At 67.4% G+C, this 26,430-nt stretch carries 22 protein-coding genes and 1 tRNA gene; 12 read left to right on the forward strand and 11 right to left on the reverse strand.

All coding sequences use genetic code 11. The annotated features are described in order from the left end of the window. Positions 1-142: 142 nt before the first annotated feature. The 7 genes from G1H10_RS06215 to G1H10_RS06245 all read left to right on the forward strand — a co-directional run bounded on the left by G1H10_RS06215 (position 143) and on the right by G1H10_RS06245 (position 7,692). Positions 143-1,099, forward strand: a complete 957-nt coding sequence (locus G1H10_RS06215) for a MetQ/NlpA family ABC transporter substrate-binding protein (RefSeq protein ID WP_163734199.1) — start codon at positions 143-145, stop codon at positions 1,097-1,099. A gap of 10 nt (positions 1,100-1,109) precedes the next feature. Further along, positions 1,110-2,324, forward strand: a complete 1,215-nt coding sequence (locus G1H10_RS06220) for a methionine ABC transporter ATP-binding protein (protein ID WP_163734202.1) — start codon at positions 1,110-1,112, stop codon at positions 2,322-2,324. Next, positions 2,321-2,983, forward strand: coding sequence for a methionine ABC transporter permease (locus tag G1H10_RS06225; RefSeq protein ID WP_163734205.1), 663 nt, complete (start codon positions 2,321-2,323; stop codon positions 2,981-2,983). Before G1H10_RS06220 ends, G1H10_RS06225 begins: the two co-directional genes overlap by 4 nt. A gap of 335 nt (positions 2,984-3,318) precedes the next feature. Beyond that, complete coding sequence (locus tag G1H10_RS06230; RefSeq protein ID WP_216852951.1) at positions 3,319-4,641, forward strand: NAD(P)/FAD-dependent oxidoreductase; 1,323 nt, start codon at positions 3,319-3,321, stop codon at positions 4,639-4,641. Between the two features lie 227 nt (positions 4,642-4,868). Then, positions 4,869-5,366, forward strand: a complete 498-nt coding sequence (locus G1H10_RS06235) for an RNA polymerase sigma factor (protein WP_163734208.1) — start codon at positions 4,869-4,871, stop codon at positions 5,364-5,366. Next, positions 5,359-6,204, forward strand: coding sequence for a hypothetical protein (locus G1H10_RS06240; RefSeq protein WP_163734210.1), 846 nt, complete (start codon positions 5,359-5,361; stop codon positions 6,202-6,204). The genes G1H10_RS06235 and G1H10_RS06240 overlap by 8 nt, the downstream gene beginning before the upstream one ends. Positions 6,205-6,387: 183 nt before the next feature. After that, complete coding sequence (locus G1H10_RS06245) at positions 6,388-7,692, forward strand: SAM-dependent methyltransferase (RefSeq protein WP_163734213.1); 1,305 nt, start codon at positions 6,388-6,390, stop codon at positions 7,690-7,692. A gap of 24 nt (positions 7,693-7,716) precedes the next feature. Here the strand turns inward: G1H10_RS06245 and G1H10_RS06250 are convergent, their stop codons facing one another. The 3 genes from G1H10_RS06250 to G1H10_RS06260 all read right to left on the reverse strand — a co-directional run bounded on the left by G1H10_RS06250 (position 7,717) and on the right by G1H10_RS06260 (position 9,611). Further along, the gene (locus G1H10_RS06250; protein ID WP_163734216.1) at positions 7,717-8,274 is read right to left on the reverse strand and encodes a peptide deformylase; all 558 of its coding nucleotides are present in this window, start codon (positions 8,272-8,274) and stop codon (positions 7,717-7,719) included. Beyond that, complete coding sequence (locus tag G1H10_RS06255; protein WP_163734217.1) at positions 8,271-8,789, reverse strand: glycine cleavage system transcriptional repressor; 519 nt, start codon at positions 8,787-8,789, stop codon at positions 8,271-8,273. The genes G1H10_RS06250 and G1H10_RS06255 overlap by 4 nt, the downstream gene beginning before the upstream one ends. A gap of 108 nt (positions 8,790-8,897) precedes the next feature. After that, positions 8,898-9,611 (reverse strand): type 1 glutamine amidotransferase, encoded by a 714-nt coding sequence (locus G1H10_RS06260; RefSeq protein WP_163734220.1) that lies wholly within the window; start codon positions 9,609-9,611, stop codon positions 8,898-8,900. Between the two features lie 133 nt (positions 9,612-9,744). Here G1H10_RS06260 and G1H10_RS06265 point away from each other — a divergent pair. Beyond that, a tRNA-Leu gene (locus G1H10_RS06265) sits at positions 9,745-9,818 on the forward strand. 122 nt (positions 9,819-9,940) lie between these two features. Here the strand turns inward: G1H10_RS06265 and G1H10_RS34950 are convergent. From G1H10_RS34950 to G1H10_RS06295, 6 genes are all read right to left on the reverse strand, one after another. Then, positions 9,941-10,102 carry a HepT-like ribonuclease domain-containing protein gene (locus G1H10_RS34950; RefSeq protein WP_163734222.1) on the reverse strand — a complete coding sequence of 54 codons (162 nt, stop codon included), beginning with the start codon at positions 10,100-10,102 and terminating at the stop codon, positions 9,941-9,943. Further along, positions 10,053-10,373: a DUF86 domain-containing protein gene (locus G1H10_RS06275; RefSeq protein WP_163734225.1), complete on the reverse strand. Its 321-nt coding sequence runs from the start codon at positions 10,371-10,373 to the stop codon at positions 10,053-10,055. The genes G1H10_RS34950 and G1H10_RS06275 overlap by 50 nt, the downstream gene beginning before the upstream one ends. Continuing rightward, a complete protein-coding gene (locus G1H10_RS06280) occupies positions 10,366-10,749 on the reverse strand; it encodes a nucleotidyltransferase domain-containing protein (RefSeq protein ID WP_216852952.1) in 384 nt (127 codons plus the stop codon). Before G1H10_RS06280 ends, G1H10_RS06275 begins: the two co-directional genes overlap by 8 nt. Positions 10,750-10,865: 116 nt before the next feature. Continuing rightward, on the reverse strand, positions 10,866-14,609 hold the full coding sequence (gene metH, locus G1H10_RS06285; RefSeq protein ID WP_163734231.1) for a methionine synthase: 3,744 nt from the start codon (positions 14,607-14,609) through the stop codon (positions 10,866-10,868). A 287-nt stretch (positions 14,610-14,896) separates the two neighbouring features. Then, on the reverse strand, positions 14,897-20,095 hold the full coding sequence (locus G1H10_RS06290; protein ID WP_163734233.1) for a GH92 family glycosyl hydrolase: 5,199 nt from the start codon (positions 20,093-20,095) through the stop codon (positions 14,897-14,899). A 228-nt stretch (positions 20,096-20,323) separates the two neighbouring features. After that, positions 20,324-20,527, reverse strand: a complete 204-nt coding sequence (locus G1H10_RS06295; RefSeq protein ID WP_163734236.1) for a hypothetical protein — start codon at positions 20,525-20,527, stop codon at positions 20,324-20,326. A 148-nt stretch (positions 20,528-20,675) separates the two neighbouring features. Between G1H10_RS06295 and G1H10_RS06300 the strand changes: the two genes are divergently transcribed. Then, complete coding sequence (locus G1H10_RS06300) at positions 20,676-21,305, forward strand: LysE family translocator (protein ID WP_376778575.1); 630 nt, start codon at positions 20,676-20,678, stop codon at positions 21,303-21,305. A gap of 20 nt (positions 21,306-21,325) precedes the next feature. Here the strand turns inward: G1H10_RS06300 and G1H10_RS06305 are convergent, their stop codons facing one another. Further along, on the reverse strand, positions 21,326-21,721 hold the full coding sequence (locus G1H10_RS06305; protein WP_163734240.1) for a type II toxin-antitoxin system VapC family toxin: 396 nt from the start codon (positions 21,719-21,721) through the stop codon (positions 21,326-21,328). Then, entirely contained in the window at positions 21,718-21,954 is a 237-nt protein-coding gene (locus G1H10_RS06310) for a FitA-like ribbon-helix-helix domain-containing protein (RefSeq protein ID WP_163734243.1), read from the reverse strand. The genes G1H10_RS06305 and G1H10_RS06310 overlap by 4 nt, the downstream gene beginning before the upstream one ends. A 183-nt stretch (positions 21,955-22,137) precedes the next feature. Between G1H10_RS06310 and G1H10_RS06315 the strand changes: the two genes are divergently transcribed. The 3 genes from G1H10_RS06315 (at position 22,138) to G1H10_RS06325 (ending at position 26,400) form a co-directional block, all read left to right on the forward strand. Next, on the forward strand, positions 22,138-24,069 hold the full coding sequence (locus tag G1H10_RS06315) for an ABC transporter ATP-binding protein (RefSeq protein WP_216852953.1): 1,932 nt from the start codon (positions 22,138-22,140) through the stop codon (positions 24,067-24,069). Then, positions 24,069-25,889: an ABC transporter ATP-binding protein gene (locus G1H10_RS06320; protein ID WP_163734246.1), complete on the forward strand. Its 1,821-nt coding sequence runs from the start codon at positions 24,069-24,071 to the stop codon at positions 25,887-25,889. Before G1H10_RS06315 ends, G1H10_RS06320 begins: the two co-directional genes overlap by 1 nt. 310 nt (positions 25,890-26,199) lie before the next feature. Beyond that, the gene (locus G1H10_RS06325; protein WP_163734248.1) at positions 26,200-26,400 is read left to right on the forward strand and encodes a cold-shock protein; all 201 of its coding nucleotides are present in this window, start codon (positions 26,200-26,202) and stop codon (positions 26,398-26,400) included. The last annotated feature ends 30 nt before the right edge of the window (positions 26,401-26,430 follow it).

Raw genomic sequence — 26,430 nt, forward strand, 5'->3', positions numbered from 1 at the left:
CCGTCGTCGCTGGGTTGTATGTCGCGCGTTCCACCCGGCGCGGCGCGTATCCCGCGATTCCATCTGAAGTCCCAATGATCACATCTGTCCAACCGTGGCGTCAGGGCTACCTGACGTGCCCAGGTATGAGAGGAAACCGCTCATGTTCCGCTTCACATCCACCGCCCGCCGCACGTCCGGCGGGGACCGCCCGCGCGGTCGCCATTCCGCGGCCGCTCGCATCGGCGGACTGCTGGCCGGGCTTGCCGCGCTCAGCCTGCTGACGGCCTGCGGAGGCGACGGCGACACCGCCGTCGCCTCCGGCGAGAGCGGCGACCCGATCAAGATCGGCGTCGTCGGTGCCAGCGAGGATTACTGGAAGATCTTCACCGATCTCGCCGCCGAGGAGGGGATCGACGTCGAGCTGGTCAACTTCACCGACTACACGCAGCCCAACCCGGCACTCTCCCAGGGGCAGCTCGACCTCAACCAGTTCCAGCATCTGCAGTACCTGGCCGCGTACAACGTGGCCAACGACGACGATCTCACGCCGATCGGCGCCACCGCGATCTACCCGCTGGCGCTGTACTCCAAGGAGCACGCGTCGCTCGAGGACATCCCCGAGGGCGCCGAGATCGCCATTCCGAACGATGAGACCAACCAGGCTCGCGCGTTGCTGGTGCTGCAGGACGCCGGGCTGCTCACGCTGGAGAACGGCGGCGACTCGACCTCGCTGCCGTCGGACATCGTGGCGGAGGAGTCGAAGGTCACCGTCACGCCGGTCGCCGCGGAGCAGACCGCGGTCGCGCTGAACAGCGTCGATGCGTCGATCATCAACAACGACTTCGTCGCCGACGCCGGTCTGGAGCCCGAGGATGCGCTCTACCAGGACCAGGCGGACAGCCCGGCGGCCCGCCCGTACATCAACGTGTGGGTGGCGCGCTCCGGTGAGGAGGACAACGAGACCTTCCAGCGGCTGGTGGAGCTGTACCACACCGCCGAGGTGGAGGAGGCGTCCAGCCAAGCCTCCGGCGGTACCGCCGTGTTCACCGACAACCCCGCCGACGAACTGCAGGGCATCCTCGACGAGATCGAGGGCAATCTGGCGGCGCAGGGCTGAGGCGCGGCAGATGACGTCGGTGATCAGCTTTCGCGACGCCACCAAGGTGTTCGGCGGCGGGCCGGACGCCGTGCGCGCTGTCGACTCGGTCACGCTGGACATCGCCCGTGGTGAGATCTTCGGCGTGATCGGTTACTCGGGTGCGGGTAAGAGCACCCTGGTCCGGCTGATCAATGCGCTGGAGACGGCGACGTCGGGACAGGTGATCGTCGACGGCCAGGATGTCACCACGCTCCGGGAGGCTGAACTGCGGAAGGTCAGGGCCGGCATCGGGATGATCTTCCAGCAGTTCAACCTGATGAACTCGCGGACCGTCGCGGGCAACGTGGGCTACCCGTTGAAGGTGGCCGGATGGTCGAAGCAGGACCGCAGGCGGCGCGTCGGGGAGCTGCTGGAGTTCGTCGGGCTGACGGACAAGGCGCGCAGCTACCCGGCGAAGCTCTCGGGCGGGCAGAAGCAGCGGGTCGGCATCGCGCGGGCGCTGGCGACGTCGCCGTCTATCCTGCTCGCCGACGAGGCGACGAGCGCGCTGGATCCGGACACCACGCAGGATGTGCTCGCGCTGCTGCGGCGGGTCAATCGCGAGCTGGGCGTCACCATCGTGGTGATCACCCATGAGATGGACGTGGTGCGCTCGATCGCGCATCGCGTCGCGGTGATGGAACACGGAAAGGTGATTGAGCACGGCCGGGCTTACGACGTGTTCGCCGCGCCGCGTGAACGCGCCACCCAGCGGTTCGTCGCGTCGACGTTGCAGGACCGGCCCAGCCCGGACGTGCTCGACCGGCTGCGGCACCGCCATCCGGGCCGGATGATCACGGTGACCGTCCGGGAGGGCGACGGCTACGGCACCGGCGATTCCCGTGTCGACGGCGTCGGCGGTTCCGGCGGATCCGGCGTCGACGTGCTCGCCGCGCTGCGCCGGCATGGGGTGGACGGCACGATCGTCTTCGGCGGCATCACCGAGATCGACGAGCGGCCGTTCGGCAGCCTCACCGTCGAACTCACCGGCGACGACGCGGCGATCGACGCGCTGATCGCCGACCTGCGCCGGGCCACCGACGTCCACGATCTGGGTATCGGCGACGCGCCGAGTGACCGGACGACGGCGGACGTCGTCGGCGGCAGTCCGCCCGAGGCGTCCACAGGTGAGGGCGACGAGCCGGACGCGGATCCGTACGGCTTCGCCATGGATGCCATCCGACGACACGGAGGGCCCCGATGAACCGCGACTGGTCCACGCTCGGGCCGATCCTGCTGGAGTCGGTCCGCGAGACCCTGTACATGGTGTCCATCACCATCGGTGTCGGTGGCTTCCTCGGCCTCGTCTTCGGCGTGCTGCTCTACGCGACGCGCAAGGGCAACCTCCTGCAGAACGCGGTCGTCTTCACGGTCCTGAACGTCGCGGTCAACATCGTCCGGCCGATCCCGTTCATCATCTTCATCACCGCGGTGGGGCCTCTCACGCTGGCGACCATCGGGACGACGATCGGGAACAACGCGGTCATCTTCGCGATGTCGATCATGGCGGCGTTCGTGACGGCGCGGATCGTGGAACAGAACCTGGTGGCCACGGATCCGGGCGTGATCGAGGCGGCGCGGGCGATGGGGGCCTCCCGGCTGCGGATCATCGTCACGGTGCTCATCCCGGAGGCGCTCGCTCCGCTGATCCTCGGGTACACGTTCCTGCTGATCGGCATCATCGACATGTCGGCGCTGGCCGGGTACGTCGGCGGCGGGGGTCTGGGCAACTTTGCGATCGTGTACGGATATCAGCGGTTCAACTGGGAGGTCACGTTCGTGACGGTCCTGGTGATCATCGCGATCGTCCAGCTCGCCCAGCTGCTCGGCAACTGGTTCGCCCGCAAAGCCCTGCACCGCTGACCATCTTTCCCTCCTGTGATCACCGACGGTGGGATCGATGATGGTCGGTCTCACCGTCGATGATCATTGAGGCGGGGCAAGAGGCGTTCGTCTCTTTCGGTGGCGGCGTTGGTCACATGAGCTTGTGAATGCATTCACAAAGTCGATAGAATGACTCATACGAGCCGAGAGACGTCCCGCGCGTCACCCGGCTTCCTCGTGAGAAGATTCGACGTCTCGATGGCGTACCGATTCGGGCGACGGGGAACAGGAACGAAGGAGCGGGAACGCACGGACAGCGGACAGCAATGGCGCGCCGAATCGAGCCTGATGACGAACGGACGTGAGGTGAAGGCGTGAACACCCAGCACAAGGCTCCGCACATTCTCATTCTGGGCGGCGGGTATGTCGGCATGTACACGGCACTCGGCCTGCAGAAGAAGCTACGCAACGGGCAGGCCACGGTCACCGTCGTCGACCCGCGCTCCTACATGACGTACCAGCCGTTCCTCCCCGAGGCGGCAGCCGGTGCGCTGGAGCCGCGGCACGTCGTCGTCCCGCTCCGCAAGGTGCTGCGCCGGTGCAACATCATCACCGGCCGGGTGGCCTCGATCGCGCATCAAGACCGGAAGGTCACGGTCGAGCCGGAGGCCGGCGAGCCCTACGACATCGACTACGACATTCTGGTCGTCGCGCTCGGATCGATCGCGCGCACGCTGCCGATTCCCGGCCTGGCCGACTGCGGCATCGGGTTCAAACAGGTCGAGGAAGCCATCGCACTGCGTAACCACGTGCTCGAGCAGTTCGACATCGCGGCCTCCACCACCGACGAAGAGGTCCGACGGCGCGCGTTGACGTTCGTCGTGGTGGGTGGCGGTTTCGCCGGTGCGGAGGCGTTGGGTGAGCTGGAGAACATGGCGCAGTACGCCCGCCGGTACTACCCCCGGATCGGCAAGGGCGACATGCGCTGGGTGCTGGTAGACGCGGCGGAGCGGATCCTGCCCGAGGTCGGCGACGAGATGGGCGTCTACGCGGTCGAGGAGCTCAGCAACCGCGGCGTCGAGATCAGACTGAAGACCTTCCTCAATTCGTGCGAGAACGGACACGTGGTGCTGTCGAAGGGCAAACCGTTCGACTCCAACACGATCGTCTGGACCGCCGGCGTCAAGGCCAACCCGGTGCTGGCCGACAGCGACCTCCCGCTCGACGGGCGCGGCCGGGTCACCTGCACCGCCGATATGCGGGTCGCCGGGACCGACGACGCGTGGGCTGCCGGCGACAACGCCGCCGTCCCGGACCTGACCGCCGACGACCCGGACGCCGTCTGCGCGCCGAACGCGCAGCACGCGGTTCGCCAGGCGAAGCTGCTGGCGAAGAACATCGTGGCCACGCTGAACGGCGAGCAGCCCAAGGAGTACCGGCACAAATACGTGGGCTCGGTCGCGAGCCTCGGCCTCTACCGCGGCGTCGCGCACGTGTACGGCGTCAAGGTCAAGGGTTTCCCCGCCTGGTTCATGCACCGGACGTACCACATGAGCAAGATGCCGACGTTCAACCGCAAGGCTCGCGTGCTCGTCGACTGGACGATGGCGTTGCTGTTCCGTCGCGAGGTGGTGACGCTCGGGCGGATGCGCATGCCGCGCGATGAGTTCCGCCGTGCCGCGGCTCCGAAGGATTGAGGTTCTGCGGAGGTTCCTGCCCGGCTACGGTCCGGCCATGATCGCGTCGGTTCTGGCCGGCGTGCCCGTGGTGTTGTGGCGCGTGCACTCATCCGCCGGCCTGTACCCGTCGTCGATGTAGAGGGAGGCGCGTCCTCCGAGTCGTCTCGGCATCAACGCCGGATGCAACCGGAGAAGCCGGCCAGGCGTAGTACGGATGAGATGCGTCACGTGAACGGAGGCCGGTTGTGGATCCTGCGGCGTTCGACACCTTCTACAGTGCGTCCTTTCCACGCGTCGTCGGTCAGATCTATGCGATGTGCGGAGATCTGACCGAGGCCCAGGACTGTGTCCAGGAGGCGTTCATCCGGGCGTGGGATCACCGACGCCAGCTAGATCGTGCCCGCTCGCCCGAGGCCTGGGTGCGGACCGTCGCGTGGCGGCTGGCAGTCAGCCGCTGGCGGAAGATCCGAAGGTCCGTCGCGCTAACGGACCGATCGAGATTGCCGGCGCCGCCGCAGGAACCCGACGTAGAGCATGCGGCCCTGACTGCGGCCTTGAGACGGATACCCGAAGAGCAGCGTCGCGCGATCGTGTTGCACCACCTGTGTGACATGTCGGTGGAGGAGGTGGCCGCCGAGACTGGAGCTCCGGCAGGCACGGTCAAGGCGCGCCTGTCACGCGGGCGTGCGGCGCTGGCGGTGCTGCTCGGCGACGGCGAAGCGAAGGAGACCCGTGATGCCTGAGAACACCTCTAATGAGGCGCTGGAACAGCTGCGCTCGCTGGCCGACGCCGCGGGCCGTGCGGCGTCGAGACTCCCAGGTCAGCAGGTCCGGGCTCGTGGCGCGCGCCGGCATCGACGGCGTGCCACGGCTGGCGCCGCGGCAGCCGTCGCGGTGATCGTCGCGTTCGTCGGCGGCGGATACGCGGTGATCGGAGAGCCGCGGAGCTCGTCCGTGCAACCCGCTGACCAGTCGCCATCACCGACGGTCGTCCCGTCCCCGTCGTCGCCGACGGCCGATCCGTCCACATTTCCGACGGCGATCCCCTCGGATTTCCCGATCGACCGGGACTTGCCCGATTACGGAAGCGACGGCGAACAGCAAGGTCCAGCTGCGGATGTCGAGATCCGCGAGTTCGCGCCGTGCGGTGTGCCTGGTTTCCCGGTCGATATCGTACCGATCGACCGGCTGGGCGTGCGATACGCAGCTCCTGAGCTTGAACAGTTCCGCCTGGTCCATCTGTACGCAAACACCCGCGAGGCGGACGTGGCGCTCGCACAGGTTGCCGACGCCGTAGCCGAGTGTCCGCAGGAGGAACGCGACAGTGGGTCGGTGGCCGGGCACAGCCTCGGGCGCACGTCGCTGGGCGATGACAGTCTGGTCGTGGTAACTCGCTACGCCACGGATGCCGTGCCACAGCTCGGTGTCGACCAACTGCACATCGTCCGGACCGGCCCGGCGGTGCTCGTGGTGACCGCCTTCGGCGCGTATGAGCCGCGCTCTGACCTTGAAGGCGAGTGGATCGATGAGACGACCGACCTGGTCCGTTCGCTGGCCGACGATCTGCAAGCTCGCCTGTGACCCTCGTGGCCGAGTCTTTGCGGCCGCAGCAGGCGGCGCCCCGGGCTGGACGACCAAGGCACGGCGCCTGCTACCCCTGCCAGGGCCCATCAGATGCCCGAGAGGGTGTATAAGGGGACTCGAGGAGGGCTGCAGCGACGTTGGGGCTGAGTCGCGGACGATGGGTAGGAGGGCGAAGAACTGATGGTGCCTGGTGGGGGAGCGGCAGCACGGATCGCGGCCCTGGTGGAGCGGGTGCTGGGGCAGCCGTCGCCGCTGGCGCTGCGCACCTGGGACGGTACCCAGGTCGGGCGGGATGACGGTCCGGTGCTGGTGATCAGATCTCGGCGGGCGATTCGCCGGGTGCTGTGGCAGCCGGACGAACTGGGGCTCGCCCGTGCGTGGGTGGCAGGCGAGCTCGACGTCGACGGTGACCTGGAAGAGGCGTTGGCCCGGCTGGACGACGTCCTCAACGGCCTCGACTCGCGTCCCAAGCTGAGTGCCGCGGACCGGGCGGAGGCGTTGCGGGCAGCGATCCTGCTCGGCGCCGTCGGTCCGCAACCCAAACCGCCCGCGATCGAGGCGGAGCTCGGTGGGCGGCGGCACAGCAAGAGCCGGGATCGTCACGCCGTCACCCATCACTACGATGTCGGCAACGACTTCTACGAGCTGGTGCTCGGACCGTCCATGGTGTATTCGTGTGCCTACTGGACAGGTGGCGACGACCCGTCGTACACGTTGGAAGACGCCCAGCGGGACAAACACGAGATGATCTGCCGCAAGCTCGGCTTGGAGCCCGGCATGCGGTTGCTGGACGTCGGGTGCGGCTGGGGCTCGTTGGTCATCCACGCTGCGCGTGAGTACGGCGTGCAGGCGGTGGGTGTCACTCTCTCGCAGGCGCAGGCGGAGTTCGCGAAACGCCGCATCGCCGACGCCGGTCTGGCTGATCGGGTCGAGGTGCGGGTCCAGGACTGGCGGGACGTCGACGACGGCCCGTACGACGCGATCAGCAGCGTCGGCATGGCCGAGCATCTGGGCGCCGAGATGTGGAACCACTATGCGTCGCACCTGCACGACCTGCTGGCGCCTGGCGGGCGGTTGCTCAACCATCAGATCGTGCGGGCGCCGCGGCAGCGTCCGGGCACGACGCCGGCGCCCGGACGCTCGCGCGGTCGGACGTTCATCGACGCGTACGTCTTCCCGGACGGGGAGCTGATCCCGGTCGGAGAGGTCGCCGGCCGCCTGGAGCAGGGAGGCTTGGAGGTCAGGGACGCGCAGAACCTGCGCGAGCACTATGCCCGGACGCTGCGTGCCTGGGTGGCCAACCTGGAGGGCGGCTGGGATCGTGCGGTTTCACTGGCCGGGGCCGCTCGGGCGCGGGTGTGGCGGCTGTACATGACCGGCTCCGCGCTGTCCTTCGACGCCGGGCGGATCGGCATCCACCAGGTGCTGGCCGTGCGACCCGACGCCCATGGAGTCAGCGACATGCCGATGGTGCGCACGATCTGACGACGGGCGTCGCCGGGGACCGGTTCACAGGTATGTCTTGCGCGGAAATATGGCGTGCGCTCCGGCGACGCGATCGAGAAAGAGGAAGCCCTCGCAGTGGTCGACCTCGTGCTGCAGCGCCCGTGCCTCGAAGGCGTCCGTCTCAACCGTGACCTCCTCTGCGGACCCCGGCAGCTGGCCGACGACGGTCAGCCGGGTGGCTCGCTTGACGTCGCCGGTCAGGTCGGGCACCGACATGCAGCCCTCGCGACCCTTCTCCTTCCGGCTGGCCTCGACGACGCGTGCGTTGCACAGGGCGAAGGTGCCGTGCGTCGTCCGTGCCTTCGGATGACCGACGACGTCGACGCAGAACACGTGCAGGCCGATGCCCACCTGGCTGGCGGCCAGTCCGACGCACCCCGGGGAGACGCGCATGGTGGCGACCAGATCCGCGGCGAGCTGCACGACCGCGCTGTCCATCGGATCGACCTTGACCGACGCCGCCGACAGCACACCGGCCGGCGCACGGACGACCTCCAGCACGCGCCCGTCGACGCCGAGATCGGCCTCGGACCAGTCGCGGACCACGTCAGACGTGCTCACAGAACGTCCGCTTCCTGGGGATGGAACGCCACGTCGACCTCGAGCTCACGGCCGATCCGCCGCAGCTCGTCCACGAGTGCGTGTTCGTCGGCCGTGGCGGGCAGATCCACCTCGGCGGCGACGACGTAAAGGTCGCCGCTGAGCCGGGTGGTGAGGTCGGTGATGTTGCCGCCGGCGTCGGCGACCGCACGGGTCAGCGCCGCCACGATCCCGAGCCGGTCGCCCCCGTGCACGGTCAGCAGGTACGGCCGCGCCGACGCGGCGGACGGATCCTCCGGCGCGACCTCGCGTGCCGAGACTTGCAGGGTGCCGTCCGCTGTCAGGGGCGACAGCGCCTGCTCGACGTTCTCGGCGGAGACCTGGCCGGCGCAGAGCAGCATCATCGCGAAATGCCCGCGCAGCCGGGTCATGGTCGAGTCTTCGAGGTTGACACCGAGGTCGGCGAGGGTGCCGGTGGCTTCGGCGATGATGCCGGGACGGTCGTGTCCGATGACGGTGATGGCGATCAGGCTCACAGACCTATCAAACCGTACGCACCGTTGGCGTGCTGCTCCGGCTCGGTTTAGTGCCGGCGCGCCATCCGGGTTCCGCGCACGGCCCAGAACCAACCGGCCGATGGCGCGTTATCCGTGCTGGCGCTTGACAGTGTCGGCGAATCTACGCGCGACGACGCGCCAATGCCGGGTCGAGTCAGGCTCGTCGGCCAGCGCCTGCCGGTAGAGGTGTTGCCGGTCGAATCCCTGATTGCGGAGCTCGTCCTCGTCCCACTCCAGGATCCGATCGGCCGAGGCCTCCGGATGGAACTGCACGCCCCAAGCGAGTTCGCCGACCCGGAACGCCTGGTATGGGCAGCGCTCGGTGGAGGCCAGCCAGGTGGCGCCGACGGGCAGCGCGGTGACCGCGTCGACGTGATGCTCGACGGCGTTCACGACACTCGGAAGGTCGCGGAACAGCGCGTCGTCGCGAGCCTCCGCACGCAGGGTGAGCGGTATGCTGCCCTGTTCCGGCGCGCCGGCATCGGCCAGCACCTTGCCTCCGGCGACGTGCGCCAGCAGCTGTCCGCCGAGGCAGATCCCGAACATCGGGCGGTGCCGCTCGAGCGCCTGTGTGGTGAGCGCGCGGGTTTTCGGCAACCACGTCGCGCGTGTGTCGTCGTCGGGCATGTAACCTCCACCCAGGACGATGAGTGCGTCGTGTTCGAGCCGGTCCGGCAGGGTTGCCCCGTCGAACGCCCGGACGACGTCGAGGTCCAGCCCATCGGCGGCGAGCCAGTCACCGAGCCTGCGTGGGCTGCCCTTGGGGGTGTTCTGAACGACGAGCACGCGCGGAGAGGTCATCCGTCGAGGATAGAAGGATCACCGACGCGGCGCATCCAAGGGACGCGCTGGGACGCTCTCGGGGCCGGTGCCAGCGTGGCGGCTGTGCGAGGCTCCAGGCATGACCTTATGGCGTAGAGTCTTTGTCGGAAATGCCCGTGTAGCCCAATCGGCAGAGGCAGCGGACTTAAAATCCGTTCAGTGTGGGTTCGAGTCCCACCGCGGGCACCCCGATCGACTACCGGTCGCCGATGGAGGCGTCCAAGAAGCGCGACCGGCGGCACTTGGAGTCATGCTCAGGCCCGTGTCATACAGATGGGCGCCGTGTCGAACGGCCCGGCGGCGCGAGATCACGACGCGTCGTGCTGTACTCCGGCCTTGACCCATTCCAACACTGCACGGACGAATTCCTGGAGATCTTGGAGACGGCCCAACGACGCTACCACGGCGTTGTCGTCGATCTCACCGTATTGATGGACGAGCAGGTTTCGGAATCCGGCGGCCTTCGCCATGGCCGACGCCCAGTTCGTTGCTGATCACGGCGTGCTCCGCAAGGCCTCGCATGGCTGCCGCATTGGTTTCGGGCGCCGCCCAACCTTCGGAAGCGAGTATGTGATGTGCGATGCTCGTGCACCCTTCGATCGCGGTGATGAACCGGTACTTCACCGCGTCGAGCTGATCGGGTAGTTGAGTCAACTCGCCGGCATGAGAAAGACCGCGTAGGCGTGCGACGTCCCTCGTGATCTCTCCCGCGAGTCGAATCACTCGTTCTTCGTCAACCATGGCTCAGTACAGCCTCGCGCCACTCTTTTTGCCGCTGCAACAGGTACGGGCGCTCGTCCAGCCAGATCCTGCGAGTGTCGGACTGCCACCGCACCCGGGCTGGAGGGTTGTCGTCGAACAACAGCCGACCGTGCAGCGCGATCCGGCCGGCCAGCCACAACGGTGCGCTGTTCAGCACGACAAGGTCCACGCCATCGGGAAGATCAACCTCCCACGGCTGCGGTGGCGTCCCGGCCCACCAGGCGCCGACGTCGAGGTCACTGTCGATCCGGGCGGTCTGCCCGGCCGTCCGGCTGCCGTGGACGAACGCGAACTGCGCGCCGGCGCGACGCAACGCTGCGCCGACCTGCGACTCGTCCGGAGGCAACGTACTCACAGATGCCATTGTGCCGTACCTGCGCGCGTGGTGGCACGGCCACGGCAACGACGGATCTCCGCCACCTCCGCCACCTGCGCAGCGGAAGTGGCGGAGGTCCGTCGGACGGTCGTCGGTCAGTCGTCCGGGTCGTAGCCGAGGTTCGGGGACAGCCACGTCTCCGCCTCGGTGAGCGACCAGCCCTTGCGCTCGGCGTAGTCGGCGACCTGGTCCCTGCCCAGCCGGCCCACGACGAAGTACTGCGACTCGGGGTGGCTGTAGTACAGGCCGGAGACCGACGCGCCGGGCCACATCGCCATCGATTCGGTGAGCTTGATCCCGGTCGCGGACTCGACGTCCAGCAACTCCCAGATCGTCTGCTTCTCGGTGTGGTCCGGGCACGCCGGGTAACCCGGCGCGGGCCGGATGCCGGTGTAGCGCTCCGCGATCAGTTCCTCGTTGGACAGCGACTCGTCGGAGTAGCCCCAGAACTCGGTACGTACCCGCTGGTGCAGCCGCTCCGCGAATGCTTCGGCAAGCCGGTCGGCGAGTGACTCCAGCAGAATCGCCGAGTAGTCGTCCAAGGCTTCCTTGAACTCCGCGACCTTCTCCGGCGCGCCGATGCCGGCCGTCACCGCGAAGGCGCCGACCCAGTCGCCGTCCGCCGCCTCGCCGTCGACGGGCGCCACGTAATCGGCGATCGACCGGTTCGGGATACCCGAGCGGTGTTCGCCCTGCTGGCGCAGCTGGTACAGGGTCGTGCGCACCTCGGACCGCTCGTCGTCGGTGTAGACCAGGATGTCCTCACCGGTGCTGGCGGCCGGGAAGAGGCCGAAGACGCCGCGAGCGGTGACCCACTTCTCGGCGATCATCCGGTCCAGCATCGCCTGCGCGTCGTCGTACAGCTTGCGGGCGGCCTCACTCGTCGCCGGGTTGTTCAGGATGTCGGGGAACTTCCCCTTCATCTCCCAGGCGTTGAAGAAGGGCTGCCAGTCGATGTACTCCCGCAGCTCGGCGATGTCGTAGTCGTCGAGCACATGCACACCGGGCGAGTTCGGCTCCGGCGGCTTGTAACCTGCCCAGTCGATCGGCGTGGCGTTGGCCTTCGCGGCGTCGAACGACAGCTGCGGACGTTCCGACTTCTGCGCATGGCGAGCGCGCAGCGAGTCGTAGTCCGATTTCACCTCGGCGAGCAGATCGTTGCGATGCTCTTCGTGCAGCAACGCGGCCGCGGTCGGCACAGACCGGGAGGCGTCCTTCACCCACACCACCGGCCCGTCGTACTTCGGGTCGACCTTCACCGCCGTGTGCGCGCGCGACGTCGTCGCCCCGCCGATCAGCAGCGGGACGTCCAGACCGAGCCGCTGCATCTCGTTGGCGAAGTTGACCATCTCGTCCAGGCTCGGCGTGATCAGCCCGGACAGGCCGATGATGTCCGCGCCGACCTCCTGAGCCGTGTCCAAAATCTTCTGCGCCGGCACCATCACACCGAGGTCGATGACCTCGTAGTTGTTGCACTGCAGCACCACACCGACGATGTTCTTGCCGATGTCGTGCACGTCGCCCTTCACGGTGGCGAGCACGATCGTGCCGTTGGTGTCCTTCTCGCCGACCGTGCCGTTGTCCACCTTCTCCTGCTCGATGAACGGGATCAGGTAGGCGACGGCCTTCTTCATCACCCGCGCGGATTTGACCACCTGCGGCAGGAACATCTTGCCGGCGCCGAACAGGTCGCCGACGACGTTCATGCCGTCCATCAGCGGTCCCTCGATCACCTCGATCGGGCGACCGCCTCGAGCGGCGATCTCGGCGCGCAACTCCTCGGTATCCGCCTCGGTGTACGTGTCGATGCCCTTGACCAGCGCGTGCGTGATGCGCTCCCCGACGGGCAGCTCGCGCCACTCCTCGACGGCGTCCTCGGCCTTCTCCCCGGATCCGCGATGCTGCTCGGCCAACTCGAGCAGACGCTCGGTGGCCGCCTGCGGATCGTCGGTGCGGTTGAGCACGACGTCCTCGATCGCGTCCCGCAGCTCGCGGTCGACCTCGTCGTAGACGGTCAGCGCCCCCGCGTTCACGATGCCCATATCGAGGCCGGCGTCGACCGCGTGGTAGAGGAAGACCGCGTGAATCGCCTCGCGAACCGGGTTGTTGCCGCGGAAGCTGAAGCTCACGTTGGAGATGCCGCCGGACACCTTGGCACCCGGCAGGTTCTGCTTGATCCACCGGGTGGCCTCGATGAAGTCCACGCCGTAGTTCGCGTGCTCCTCGATCCCGGTGGCGACGGCGAAGACGTTCGGGTCGAAGATGATCTCCGTCGGTTCGAAACCCACCTGATCCACGAGGATCCGGTAGGCCCGCTCACAGATCGTGGTCCGCCGCTCGTAGTTGTCCGCCTGGCCGTCCTCGTCGAACGCCATCACGACCACGGACGCGCCGTACTTCTTGCACAGCCGCGCCTGCTCGACGAACTTCTCCTCGCCCTCCTTCATGGAGATCGAGTTGACGATCGGCTTGCCCTGGACGTTCTTCAGTCCGGCCTCGATGACCTCCCACTTGGACGAGTCGACCATCACCGGGACCCGGCTGATGTCGGGCTCGGACGAGACCAGCTTGAGGAAACGATCCATCGCGGCGACGCCGTCGATCATGCCCTCGTCCATGTTGACGTCGATGACCTGCGCGCCGTTCTCCACCTGCTGTGCCGCGACGGAGAGCGCGGTGTCGTAATCGCCGTCCTTGATCAGGTTGCGGAACTTCGCCGAGCCGGTGATGTTGGTGCGCTCGCCGACGTTGACGAACAGGGTGTCGTCGGTGACGACGAACGGTTCCAGCCCGGACAGGCGGAGCGCCGGAGCGTTGACGGCCGGCTCGCGCCGCTGCTTGCCGTCGACGGCGGCCGCGATCGCGGCGATGTGCTCCGGGGTGGTGCCGCAGCAACCGCCGACGAGGTTGACCAAGCCGGCTTCGGCGAACTCGGCGAGCACCGCGGCGGTATCGGCCGGTGCCTCGTCGTACTCGCCGAACGCGTTCGGCAGGCCCGCGTTGGGGTAGGCGTGCACGAACGTGTCGGCGATCCGCCCGAGATCGGCGAGGTAGGGCCGCATCTCCTTGGCGCCCAGCGCGCAGTTCAGACCGACGACGAGCGGCTGCGCATGCCGCACCGAGTACCAGAACGCCTCGGTGACCTGCCCGGAAAGGGTACGCCCGGAGGCGTCCGTGATCGTTCCGGAGATGACGACGGGCCAGCGCCGACCGGTCTCGTCGAACAGGGTCTGCAGGGCGAAGACGGCGGCCTTCGCGTTGAGAGTGTCGAAGATCGTCTCGATGAACAGGAGGTCGGCGCCGCCGTCGACCAGGCCGCGAGCGGCGGTCAGGTAGGCCTCGACCAGCTCGTCGAAGCTGACGTTGCGTGCCCCGGGATCGTTGACGTCGGGGCTGATCGACGCGGTCCGCGTGGTGGGGCCGAGCGCCCCGGCGACATATCGCTTCCGGCCGGAGGCAGCGCCGACCTCGTCGGCGACGTCGCGGGCGAGCCGCGCCGAGACGTGGTTGAGCTCGTAGGCGAGTTCCTCCATGCCGTAGTCGGCGAGCGAGATCGCGTTGGAGCTGAACGTGTTGGTCTCGACGATGTCGGCGCCGGCGTCCAGGTATTCCCGGTGGATGCCGGCGATGAGTTGCGGCTGGGTGATGGACAGCAGGTCGTTGTTGCCGGCCAGATCGCTGGGCCAGTCGGCGAAACGCTCGCCGCGGTAGCCCGCCTCGTCGGGGCGGTCGCGCTGGATCGCGGTGCCCATCGCCCCGTCGAGAATGACGATCCGCTCGTTCAGTAGAGCAGTGAGCTCATCGGTCGCGTCCGGACTCCAATGCTGCTCTGCGGCCATGCCGGTCCTTCCGTTGTCGCGGAAGGCGCCCTTGTTGGTACCGGCCGAGCGTGGCGGGACTCCCATCGTCGCGAGGCCCGTTGCAGCGCCTCTCGGCACCCTCGATGCTAACGCGGATCCGTGCGTCTGTCGGCTGGGTGGTCGAAGGCTGGACACTGTTGAATGCGTTCCCGCTCCTCGTACGGTGTGTTGCCGTCGTCCCGGTATCGGGGCGTTGACCTGCGGCGTGGTGCTGCTGGGGGTGCGCCCCGAGCGTGGCGCGCACCCCCTGTGTCCGTCCGTCGGATTCAGCGGCGAGCGCTGATGTCAACCGCTCGGGATTGTGCGGCCGCGCGGACGATGGCGGACCGCTCCCTTGCCGTGATCAGGCCGTCGGCGCGGAACCGGTCGGCGACGGCGGTGACCTGACGGACGAACGCACCGTGATTGGCGAACGGGGCCTCGGCCCAGATCAGGTCGAGGATCGTGCATCCGTCGCCACGCTCGACGTTGCCGACGCCGGAGTCGACGCCGTCGAACGCCACGGTCTCTTCCGGCGAGTAGCCGTCCGGACACGCATCGGGCGGGGTACCGTCTGCCTCGCGGCGCAACAGGGTGATCCGGTCGATCGCGATCGTGCCCGGATCGAGTCGCAGGCTGAAGGTCGGCGCCCAGCCGGTGATCTGCTTCTCCGACATGGTGAGGGAGAGCAGGCCCGACCGGATCCGCTGCCACTCGCCGTCTTTCTCGATCCACGAGGTGAGTTCGCCGTGGTCGACGACAGTAGCGAGGCGGTCACCCGGTTCCCACGACACGGCGAGCGGACCGGGGCCCGCGGACAGACCCTGCGCGGATCCGTCCACGACGACGTCGATCCCGCTCTCGGACCGCGAGTTGTTGAACCAGCTGTGCGCTCGGTTGCCGATGCCGTCGGTGAGGCCGATGAACAGGCTGTCCTCTGCCGCGCCGGTGCCGGTGAAGTCGGCCGGCTCGACGATCAGCGCGAAGCTCTCCCCGGCCTCGAGCGGCAGGGCGACATGGCTCCACCGACGTCCGTCGGCTGTCGCTTCGAGGACGCCCGCGTCCGTGTCGACCGAGAGCTCGGCCGCGGACTCCGCCGAATCTCCGTGCGCGATGTACTCGCTCAACCGGTCGGTGGTGAAGTCGTCGTCCCAGGCCACGTCGCCGTAGGAGGCGTCGTCGAACGGTTCGTTCGTCGGCCGGTCGATGTTGACCGGGTCCACGGTCTCATCCGGCACCTCGGCACCGGCCTCCGTGACCCACTTCGCGCCGTCGTCGCGCTTGGTGATCGTGAACGAGTCGAGCACGTCGCCCACCTCGGACTCGGCGGCGCCGCCGTCCCGTGTGTGCGTGACCACCGACTCGAAGGTCAGCGTGTCGTCGTCGACCGTGATCGCCTGGTACGTCGAGGTGTCCTGCGCCCGCACCACGGGTACCGCACCGTTCTGCGTCCAGACGTTGTCCTCGCCGGTCAGTGTGTACTGCTTCTGACCAGCGTTGGCGACGACGTACACCGGGCCGGCGGTCACGCCCTCCATGTCGCTGCCGGTCGAGCCGTGGTAGCCGCGGCCGTAGGTGTGGTCGTGGCCCTGGAGCACGAGATCGACGTTGTTGCGCTCGATGATCGGCAGGATGTACTGGCGCCAGTCCGCCTCATTGCGGCCTTGCGCATTGGAGAAGATCGGCTGATGCTCCTGAACGACGCTCCAGCCGTGCGGGTTCTCCCGCAGCACCCGGTCCAGCCAGTTCGCCTGCATCGTCATCCAGGCTCGGCGCGCGGTGTCGCAGTTGTACGAGGCCAGCCCCGGCGGTTCGGCGATCGGGCAGATGTCGTCCCGGTTCGCGTTCAGGTTGACGAAGCGCACGCCCTGGTAGTCGGTGACGTACACGGTGTCCTTCAGGACACCTGCCAGATGGTCGCCGTAGTCGGCGGCGTACTCTGCGGCGTCGGCCGCTACGGGGCCGTTCGGGTCGTACTCGAAGCTGTCGATGAAGTTCTCGATGAACGGCTGGCCGCCGATCTCGTGGTTTCCGAGCACGGCGAGCGCGTTGATCGACTCCACCACGCCCTCGACCCCGGCGAACCAGTCGGTCCACTCTCGGTCCGACGAGCCGTTGTTCACCAGGTCACCGGCGAACAGCGCCAGTTCGGCGTCGGGATGGGCCTCGACCGCGGCGTCGACCGTGTGATGCCAGACGCTGTCGATGCCCTCCTGCGCGTCACCGAAATACAGGAAAGTGAACGGTTCGGCCTCGGCCGACGCGGTGGTGAACGAGTACCAGGCGCTCCAGTTGTTCCCGGAGGACACCCGGTACTGATACTCCATGCCGGGTTCGAGGCCCTCCAGCAACGCCGAGTGGCTGCGTGCGGCATAGCCGCCGATGGCGCGTTCGGGTTTCTGCTCGGCCTCGACGGTGACCGTGTCACCGCCGTTCGCCGTCCGCAGCTCCACCTTCCCTGCCAGCGGCAGCGCGCTGCGCGATCGCCAGGTGACGTACTGCGAGGTGGACGGTTCCTCGGTCGCGGTCAGCACGATCCGCTCCGGATTCCCAGCCGGTGCGTCCGGGTCGACGTACTCCTGGTCGGTGACAGCCACGTCGAAGATGTGCATGATGCCCCGGTCGGTGCCTTCCGGCAGGATGACCGCCTCGACCGTCTTCTCCGGGTCCAGGGCTGCCGGGCGCGTGCCGAACACGCGGAACTCCCCGCCGCCGATGCTGCCGCTGGCGTTCACCCGGCCGGAGATCCCGAGCAGGGTGCTGTTGCCCCCGCCCGGCTGCTGTGCCCAGTCGGTCAGTTCGACGTGGACACTCTGGGTCGAGCCGTCGGAGTACTCGACGACGGCGTTACCGCGGGACGGGCCGTTGGTGGCCAGGCCGAGGAAGGAGATCGCGGCCGCTTGCTGCGGCTCGAGCTCGATGCGCTGACCGTGGGGGATCCAGTTGTCGGGTTCGCCCGGCTCGGTCTCGGGCCAGGTGAAGACGATCCCGGTGTCACCGTGCGGGATCTGCTCGCCCGGTGCGGCGCCCGCGGCCTCGAGGCTATCGCGCGAGAACGCCCAGTCGCTCAGATCCATCGAACCCATGAGGGTCGCGCCGTGCGGGACGGTGCCGACGTTGTTGCGGGCATCCGACCCGTCGGTCCACGACGGCGGCACGTCCTCGGTGCCGGTGCCCCAGTCCCCTGGGGTATCGGACATCTCGAAGTCCAGACGTCCGCCGTCGCGGGCGAAGCTCTCGTCGAGCCAAGAGGCCGAACGGGCCTCGCCGTCGACGCTCAGGCCCGTGGTGTACCGGGCGCCGTCGGAGACGCCGGGAGCGTGGATCTCGTAGGTGCGCTCGTCGTCGTCGTCGGCGCTGGTGATTCGGATCTCGTCGAACATCGGGGCGGTCACCACGAGGTTCGCCGTGCCGTAGACGACCGGCGCGATACCGAGGTTCGCGAAGATGTACCAGCTGCTCAGCGACCCTTGATCGTCGTTCCCGGGCAGGCCTGAGGGGGTCGTGTCGTACATCTCGTCCACCGCGCGGTACAGCACGTCGGTGGCCTTGTGCGGCTTGCCGAGCCAGTTGTACACCCAGGGGGTGCTCATCGCGGGCTGGTTGGAGAGGTAATTGCCGGTCTTGGTATAGGCACCGGCGTCGAGTTCCTCCATCAGGACGTCGAGATCCGCCTCCGCGGCCGCAGGGCCACCACGCATGTCGATCAGTGAGCCAAGGTTGTGCTGCACGTGCCAGCCCCACTGGTAGCCGGTGGACTGGTGGAACTGGTTGCCCCGGTCCCGCAGGTCGAAGCCCCGGTCGAAGCCGTGCCGCGAGCGCGGCCGGATATGCCCGGTCTCCGGGTCGAACACGTTCTGCCAGCTCTGGGCGCGCACCATGAAGCGGTTGTAGGCCTCCTCATCGCCGAGACGATCGGCCAGCTGCGCGATGGCGAAGTCGGTGACCGCGTGGTCGAGCACCCGCGAGGTGGCGTCGCCGCCCTTGCCGTTCTCGATCATGCCGGTGGCGAAGTACTGGAAGGCGTTGAAGCGATGGGAGCGGTCGGACGGCAGAGCCTGGGTCTCGACCATGGACGCCAGGGCGCCTTCGCGGTCGTAGTCGGTGGCGCCGAAGGCGTCCAGCGTGCCGACCAGGTTCTGCAGGCTGTCCACGCCGCGGAAGGCGGGCCAGCCGCCGTACTGCTCGACCTGGTCCAGAATCGACTGGTTGATGTCTCTGGCGACGTCGGGATAGAGCATGCCGATCAGCTGCGCCTGGCTGCGGACCATGTCCCAGCCGCCGCCGGCGAAGTTGACGTAGTGGTTCCGTCCCTGAGTGACGGTGTGGATCTCGTCGTCGACACCGCGGTACCGGCCGTCGACGTCCTGCCGGATATTCGGATGCAGCAGGGAATGGTAGAGCGCGGTGTAGAACTTCACCCGTTGCTCATCCGAGCCGCCGGCGACGTCGATCAGGCCGAGGGCGTCCTCCCAGGAGGCACGCGCCTCGGCGCGCACGTCGTCGAAGCTCTTGCCTTCCGACTCCGCCTCCCGGTTGGCGGCGGCGTTCTCGACGCTGACGTAGCTGAAGCCGGTCCTGGCGGTGACCTCGGCGCCGTCGGCGAAGGTCAGCCAGGCCCCGACCTGCTGACGGTGATCGGCGCCGGTGTCGCCGGTGATCCGCTCGGCAGCTGTGCCGCCCGCGGTCATCTCGGCTCCGTCCCAGACGCCGTAGGACTCGAAGGGCTGGTCGTAGGTGGTGGAGAAGTAGGCGCGGTAGTGGGTGCCGTCATCGCAGAGGTCGGCGCCGTACATCTCGCCGCTGACGGTGCGCGTCTCGGGGTCGATCTCGACGACGACGTCGTGGACCCGGTTGTTCGCGCCGGATGCGTTGACCAGCAGGGTCGCGTCGCCGTCCGCGGGGAAATCGAACCGGCTCACACCGGTGCGGGTCGTGGCGGTGAGCTCTGTCTGCACCCCGTTGTCCGTCGTGACCGCGTAGTACCCGGGCTGGGCCAGCTCGTCGTCGTGGCTGAAGTTCAGAAAGTACGAGCGATGGTCCACCGCGGGGCTGTGCGGCAGGGTGCCGTCGTCGCTCAGGGCACCGGCGAACGGCGTCGTCGGGAACTCGTACCCTCCGAACCGGCCGTGGCAGCCGGAGCCGGAGTACCGGGTCATCCCGAATCCACGGATCTGATCGGCGGTGTACTCGTAGCCGCCTTTCTCCCGGACCAGGTCGTTGTCCTCGTCCGTCTTGTACGTCGTCGGACTCGGCTGGACCATCCCGAACGGAACCGCCGCACCGGGGTACGTGTTGCCGTACGCATCGTTGCTCTTGTTCTGCGTCGTGTCCAGCTCGGTGCCGATGAACAGGTTCACGGCGTCGAACGCCGGGACCTCGTCGGCGGCGCTCGCGGGGAGGGCACCGAGGAACGTCGTGGGCAGCAGCCCGATCAGGGTTGTGGCCAGGACGGCCGATGTGTGGCGGCGGGCTCGATCGTGCATGGTTGCGGAGCCGGCTGCGCGGGTACTACGCCACCAGGGCATGCGTGGTCCTTCCGACGGAAAAGGAAGACGAGAAGATGCGCAAGCAGCGAACTATGCGCCGGTTGCGCCTACCTCACGCATGAATGAAGCAATAGCGAAGGAATTACGACGATTGCGTCCATGTGGGTGTGATATGCCCGGGATATTGCTGTGGCGCCGCGCAGGTGAGTGTCGCCCAGCCGTTCCCTACTCCGACGGCTCGGGAAGGTCGCACTCGTCGACCTTCGGATTCACACCGACGTAATTGAGCGGCCCGGCGATGATAGTCACCGCGATGGTGCTGGCTCGCTCGCAACTCGGGTCGGTCTCACCGGTGAAATAGCCACGTTGCCACGTGGCCAGCACGCCGATGAGCAGCCAGATGAGTACGATCACCGTTCCGATCCGCATGGCACCCTCCGCTCCTGCCGGTACCCGGCGGAAGAGCTCGCAAACGCCAGCGGGGTCGCAGCCGCGGAATACACGGTGTCCGCGGAGACTTGCTCATTGGCATGACGCGCGAGAAGGGACGTGGTGGGCCTTGGCCAGCAACTCCGCGATGATCGGTATCGCCCTGGTGGCGTTGGGTCTGGTGCTGACGCCGGGTCCGAACATGCTGTACCTCGTCTCTCGATCGATCACTCAAGGCCGACGGGCGGGGCTGATCTCGCTGCTCGGCGTGGCCGCGGGCTTCTTGATCTACCTGGCCGCGGCGACTGCCGGTCTCACGGCGGTCTTCGCCGCGGTGCCGGCCGCGTACACGGTGCTGAAGATCGCGGGCGCGGCCTACCTGCTGTATCTGGCCTGGCAGGCGCTGCGGCCAGGGGGCGTATCCGTGTTCGCGCCCCGGGACGTACCGGTCGATTCCGCGCGCCGTTTGTTCGCCATGGGACTGCTCACCAACGTGCTCAACCCGAAGATCGCCGTGCTCTATGTCTCGCTGCTTCCGCAGTTCATCGAGCCCGGGCGCGGAACTGTGGCACTGCAGAGCCTGACCCTGGGGGCGGTCCAGATCAGCATCGCGTTGATGGTCAACGCGTTGATCGTGGTCTTTGCCGGAGGGCTCGCCGTCTTCCTGGGAAGACGGCCGACGTGGCTGCGCATCCAGCGGTACTTCATGGGAACCGTGCTCGGAGGGCTCGCGGTCAAGCTGGCGCTGGATCGCGGCCGACCGGCCACCGCCGGATAGCGCTCGTCGCCGACCATGCGCTACGTGCGCAGGTTGCGTACGACGCACTGAACGCCCGGTGTGCGCGCGAGTTTGCCGTCGAGCGTGCACAGCTCGGCGTCCAGCGACTCGGCGAGCGCGACGTACGCGGCATCGTACGGCCACATGTTCTGTCGTAACTGCCAGATGCGCTCGAGAAGTGGAGGGTGGGGATACCGTCGCACACCCATGGCACCGAGCAGCTCGAGCGCACGCTTGGCTTCGTCCGCGGGCAACTTGTTCCCGAGTACGAGGCCGCGAAGAGTCGACGCACACTCGAGATCGACCGCATGTGGTGCGGCCAGACTCTGGCCGATGGTGGCGACACGGACATTCTCAGCCGTGGCGTCGGTGCCGATCAGAAAGGCGACGAGGGCCGACGTATCGAGAACGATCATGCACGGGCCTGACGCATCTCGGCGATGACGCTCAGCACATCGTCACTGGTCGCTGAGGAACGAGCGGCGATGCTCCGGGCTTGAACGGCTGCCTCCTCAGGCGTCAGCGCGGCGGCTTCGTCCTCGAGCAGCTTGTTGACGTAGGCCTGCAGCGACTGTCCGGCGCGGGCAGCCCGGACCTTAAGGATGGTCAGAGTCTCGTCGGAGACATCGCGCACGGATATCGTTGCCATGCCAGCATTTTAATGTCAATCCTTGCATTTTGCTGCACACGGCCCCGTCATTGACTCCGGGTGAGCGTCACGGCCAGCGCTAGGCGCAAGCCGACGAGCATCGGCCGGGCGAAATGCGCGCGCGTTTTGTCAGTGAGTTCCGGTAGAACTGCATCAGCACCACCGAGCGCTGGGGAGTTCACTGTGTCCGCCGTAACGGCAGAGTTCACCGTCGCCGGTCAGCACCGTTCTGACCGGCGCGGACCTGTGCGATGGATCGCATCACACCTGCGGCGGCACCCGCTCGTGCTGTTCGCCTTCCTCGGTGGCTCCGTCGTGATGGTGGTGCTGAACTCCATGGTTCCCGCGCTCACGGGTGCGGCGTTCGATGCGGTGCTCGGCGACGGCGATGGTCGGGCGCGAGAACTGGCGATCGTCTCCGCGGCGCTGCTCGGTGTGATCGTGCTGCGCGGTGCATTCGACTTGGTCGCGCGGCTCGGCAGCGAGACGCTCGCCAAACGGCTGGAACGCGAAGCCCGCGACGAGCTCTACGTCAGCCTGCTGGGCAAGAGTCAGACGTTCCACAACCGGCAACGAGTCGGCGACCTGATGGCCAGGGCGGCCAACGACATCCGGCAGCTGTCGCACATGGTCAATCCGGGCATCGATCTGATCGTCGATTCGGGCACCCAGGGCATCATCCCGCTGTTCTTCATCGCCGTGATCGACCCTCGGCTGCTGTTGGTGCCGTGTCTGTTCGCGGTGGCCTTCGTCGTCGCGCTGTGGCATTACATGCGCCAGCTCAACCCGGTCTCCACACGGATGAGAGAGCAGTTCGGTGACCTCAACGCAGGTCTGAACGAGGCGGTGCGCGGCATCGAGGTCATCAAGGTCACGGCACAGGAACCGCACGAGCGGCGGCGTTTCGCCGTCAACGCGACGCGCTACCGGGACTCGTTCGTCCGCAACGGGCTGATCCAGGCTCGTTACCTGCCGCCGCTGCTGCTGGCGGTGGCGATGGCCGGTGCCCTGTGGCACAGCCTGACGTTGTACGGCGCCGGCGACCTGACGCTGGGCGACGTGGTCGCGTTCATGGGACTGATGGGGCTGCTGGGCTTTCCGACGTTCATCTCCATCTTCGCCTACTCGCTGGTGCAGCTGGGCATCGTCTCCGCACGGCGGATCCTGACGATCATGAACACCGAGACGGAGCTCGACCGCAATGCGGACGGTCATTCCGGGACTATGCGCGGCGAGATCGTCTTCGAGAACGTGACCTTCCGATACGACGACGGCGAGCCGGCGTTGCGCGGCGTGACGTTCACGGCGCGGCCGGGCGAGACCGTCGCCGTCGTCGGCGAGACCGGATCCGGGAAGAGCACCCTGACCAAACTGGTACCGAGGATCTACGACGTCGACTCCGGTCGGATCTTGGTGGACGGCGTCGATGTACGCAACTGGAACCTCGACTCGCTGCGGTCGCAGATATCCACCATCGAGCAGGACATCGTGCTCTTCTCCCGATCGGTCGCGGAGAACATCGCGTTCAGCCTCGGTCAGCGGGCCGATCGTGCCGATGTCGTGCAGGCTGCACAGGACGCCCAGGCCGACGAGTTCATCTCCGAACTCGACGACGGGTACGACACCGTCATAGGGGAACGGGGCGTGACGCTCTCCGGTGGTCAGCGTCAGCGGCTCGCGATCGCGCGTGCGCTGCTGACCGACCCTGCGGTGCTGATCCTGGATGACTCCACCAGCGCCATCGACTCCGCGACCGAGGACAAGATCCAAGCCGCCATCGGTCGGATCCTGCAGGGGCGGACCACGCTGCTGATCACGCACCGGCTATCGCAGATCCGGTGGGCGGACAAGGTGGTCCTGTTGCGCCGTGGCGAGCTCGTCGACAGCGGGACGCACGACGAGTTGCTGTCGCGGTGCGCGTTGTATCGGCGGATCTTCGCCCACTACGACGAGGTCGACGTGCCCGCACCAGTCGACGGCGTGGAGGCGACCGGCGAGGTGCCCGGTGAGATGACCGTCGACACAGACGGCGAGGCGGGCCGACGAACGTCCGCGAACTCCGAGAAGGCAGTGGCCGGCGACACGGATGGCCCGGAAGAGGCAGTGGTGGTCTGATGGGTTTCATCCTGGATGGTCTCGACGTCGAGGACTATGACCGTTCGTACGGAGATCGGGAGCTGCTCCGGCGGATCGGACGTTACTTCCGGCCCAAGCTGCCCGCGATGGTGCTGGTGGCCGCCATGATCGTGTTGCACTCGCTGACCCAGTCCGCGATCCCGCTGCTGATCAGTTGGGGAGTGGACCGGATGGAGCAAGGCTCGGTCAGCGACATCGGATGGCCGCTGGCGGGTGCGCTGCTCGGCATCGGTGTGCTGGCGTGGGTGTTCAACTTCTTCCGGCAGTGGTTCAGCGCGAAGGTGACCGGCGACGTCGTACTCGGCCTGCGCACAGACGCGTTCGATGCGGTGCTCGAGCGGGACATGTCGTTCTACGACGAGCATCCGTCCGGCAAGATCGTCAGCCGGGTCACGTCGGACACGGACGAGTTCGCCAATGTCGTCACGCTCACCATGAACCTGCTCAGCCAGGTGCTGCTGGTGGGGTTCGTCACCGCACTGCTGTTCTTCCGCGACGTCCAGCTGGCGCTGCTGACCATGGCGGTGACACCCATCGTGATGGGGACGGCGCTCGCCTTCCGGCGGGTCGCTCGTCGGACCACCCAGCATGCGCAGCGCTCGCTGGCGCGGGTCAACGCCAATCTGCAGGAGACGATGGGCGGGATCTCGGTGGCGAAGAACTTCCGGCAGGAAGCGACCGTCTACTCCGAGTTCCGCCCGATCAACCGGCAGAACTATGCGGTCACCCTGCGCCAGGGGTTCGTGTTCTCCGGCATCTTTCCGGTGCTGTTCCTGGTGGCAGGGTTGGCCACCGTCGTGCTGGTGCAGGTAGGCGGCAGCTCCGTCCTCGGCGGCCGGCTGAGCGCCGGTGACTGGTACCTGTTCCTGCAGGCCGTGGGGTTGTTCTGGCTGCCGCTGACGTCGATCGCCGCGTTCTGGTCGCAGTTCCAGCAGGGTCTGGCCGCGTCGGAACGGGTGTTCGCGCTGATCGACGCGTCGCCGAGGGTGGTCCAGGAGGATGCGCAACCGGTGGGCAGGCTGGCCGGGCGGATCGAGTTCCGGGACCTCACGTTCGGCTACGAGCCCGCGCATCCGGTCCTGACCAGGTTCAACTTGACGATCGAGGCCGGCGAGTCGGTAGCGCTGGTCGGCCACACGGGTGCGGGGAAGTCGACGCTGTCGAAGTTGATCACCCGGTTCTATGAGTACTCCGGTGGGCAGTTGCTGATCGACGGCCGGGACATCCGCAGCTTCGACCTGCGCGAGTATCGACGGCAGATCGGGGCGGTGCCGCAGCAGCCGTTCCTCTTCTCCGGGACGGTGGCGGACAACATCCGTTATCCCCGCCCGGACGCGTCCGACGAGGAGGTCCGGCTGGCGGCTATGCGAGTTGCCGGAGGCGACTGGCTGGAAGCGCTACCGGACGGTCTGGGTACCGACGTCGGCGAGCACGGGCGAGCCCTGTCCATGGGGCAGCGGCAGCTGGTCGCGCTGGCCCGTCTGCTGGTGCAGGATCCGGCGATCGTCGTTCTGGATGAGGCGACCGCCAGCGTCGACCCGCTGACCGAGGCGCAGATCTCCGAGGGACTGGACGTCGTCCTGGCCGGGAGGACCTCGATCGTCATCGCGCACCGGCTGTCCACTATCGAACACGTCGACCGGATCATCGTCCTCGATCATGGCCGCATCATCGAGGAAGGCGACCATGCCGCGCTGCTCAAGGCGGGTGGACGGTACTGCGAGGTCTACAACACCTACTTCCGCCATCAATCCCCCGATTACCAACCCGGCACCGGCTTCGTCCCAGTCGCCAAATGATCATGTGAAGTGGGTTTTCTCGTGCCCTACCATGTCTGCAGACCTGTTGAGGCGCGAGAAAACCCACTTCACATGATCATTTAGGCGGCGCGGGTGGTGGGCGGGTCGTGGCGGTAGGGGATGTGGCCCGGGCTTTGGTAAGCTGTTCCAGCGGTCGCTGTTTTGTATTCGTGTGTTCAACACGCCTGCATTTCATTCGACGTGTGGGCGTGATGCTTGCCTTCAGGAATCTGGAGACGTCGCGTCTAGAAACCGGCCCCGAGGCCTGCACGGTGTAGGCCTCGTATCCAGCCCCTGTAAGGAGCAGAGCATGACACAAGGTGCAGTCAAGTGGTTCAACGCCGAAAAGGGCTTCGGCTTCATCGAGCGTGAGGACGGACCGGACGTGTTCGTCCACTACTCGGAGATCCAGGGCGGCGGGTTCCGCAGCCTCGAGGAGAACCAGCGCGTGGAGTTCGAGGTGACCCAGGGCCCGAAGGGCCCGCAGGCCACTGGCGTGCGCGTCATCTAGCGTCCGGGCGGGCTCACCCGCCACAGAGCG

It is taken from the genome of Phytoactinopolyspora halotolerans (assembly GCF_010550675.1).
GTDB classification, from domain to species: domain Bacteria; phylum Actinomycetota; class Actinomycetes; order Jiangellales; family Jiangellaceae; genus Phytoactinopolyspora; species Phytoactinopolyspora halotolerans.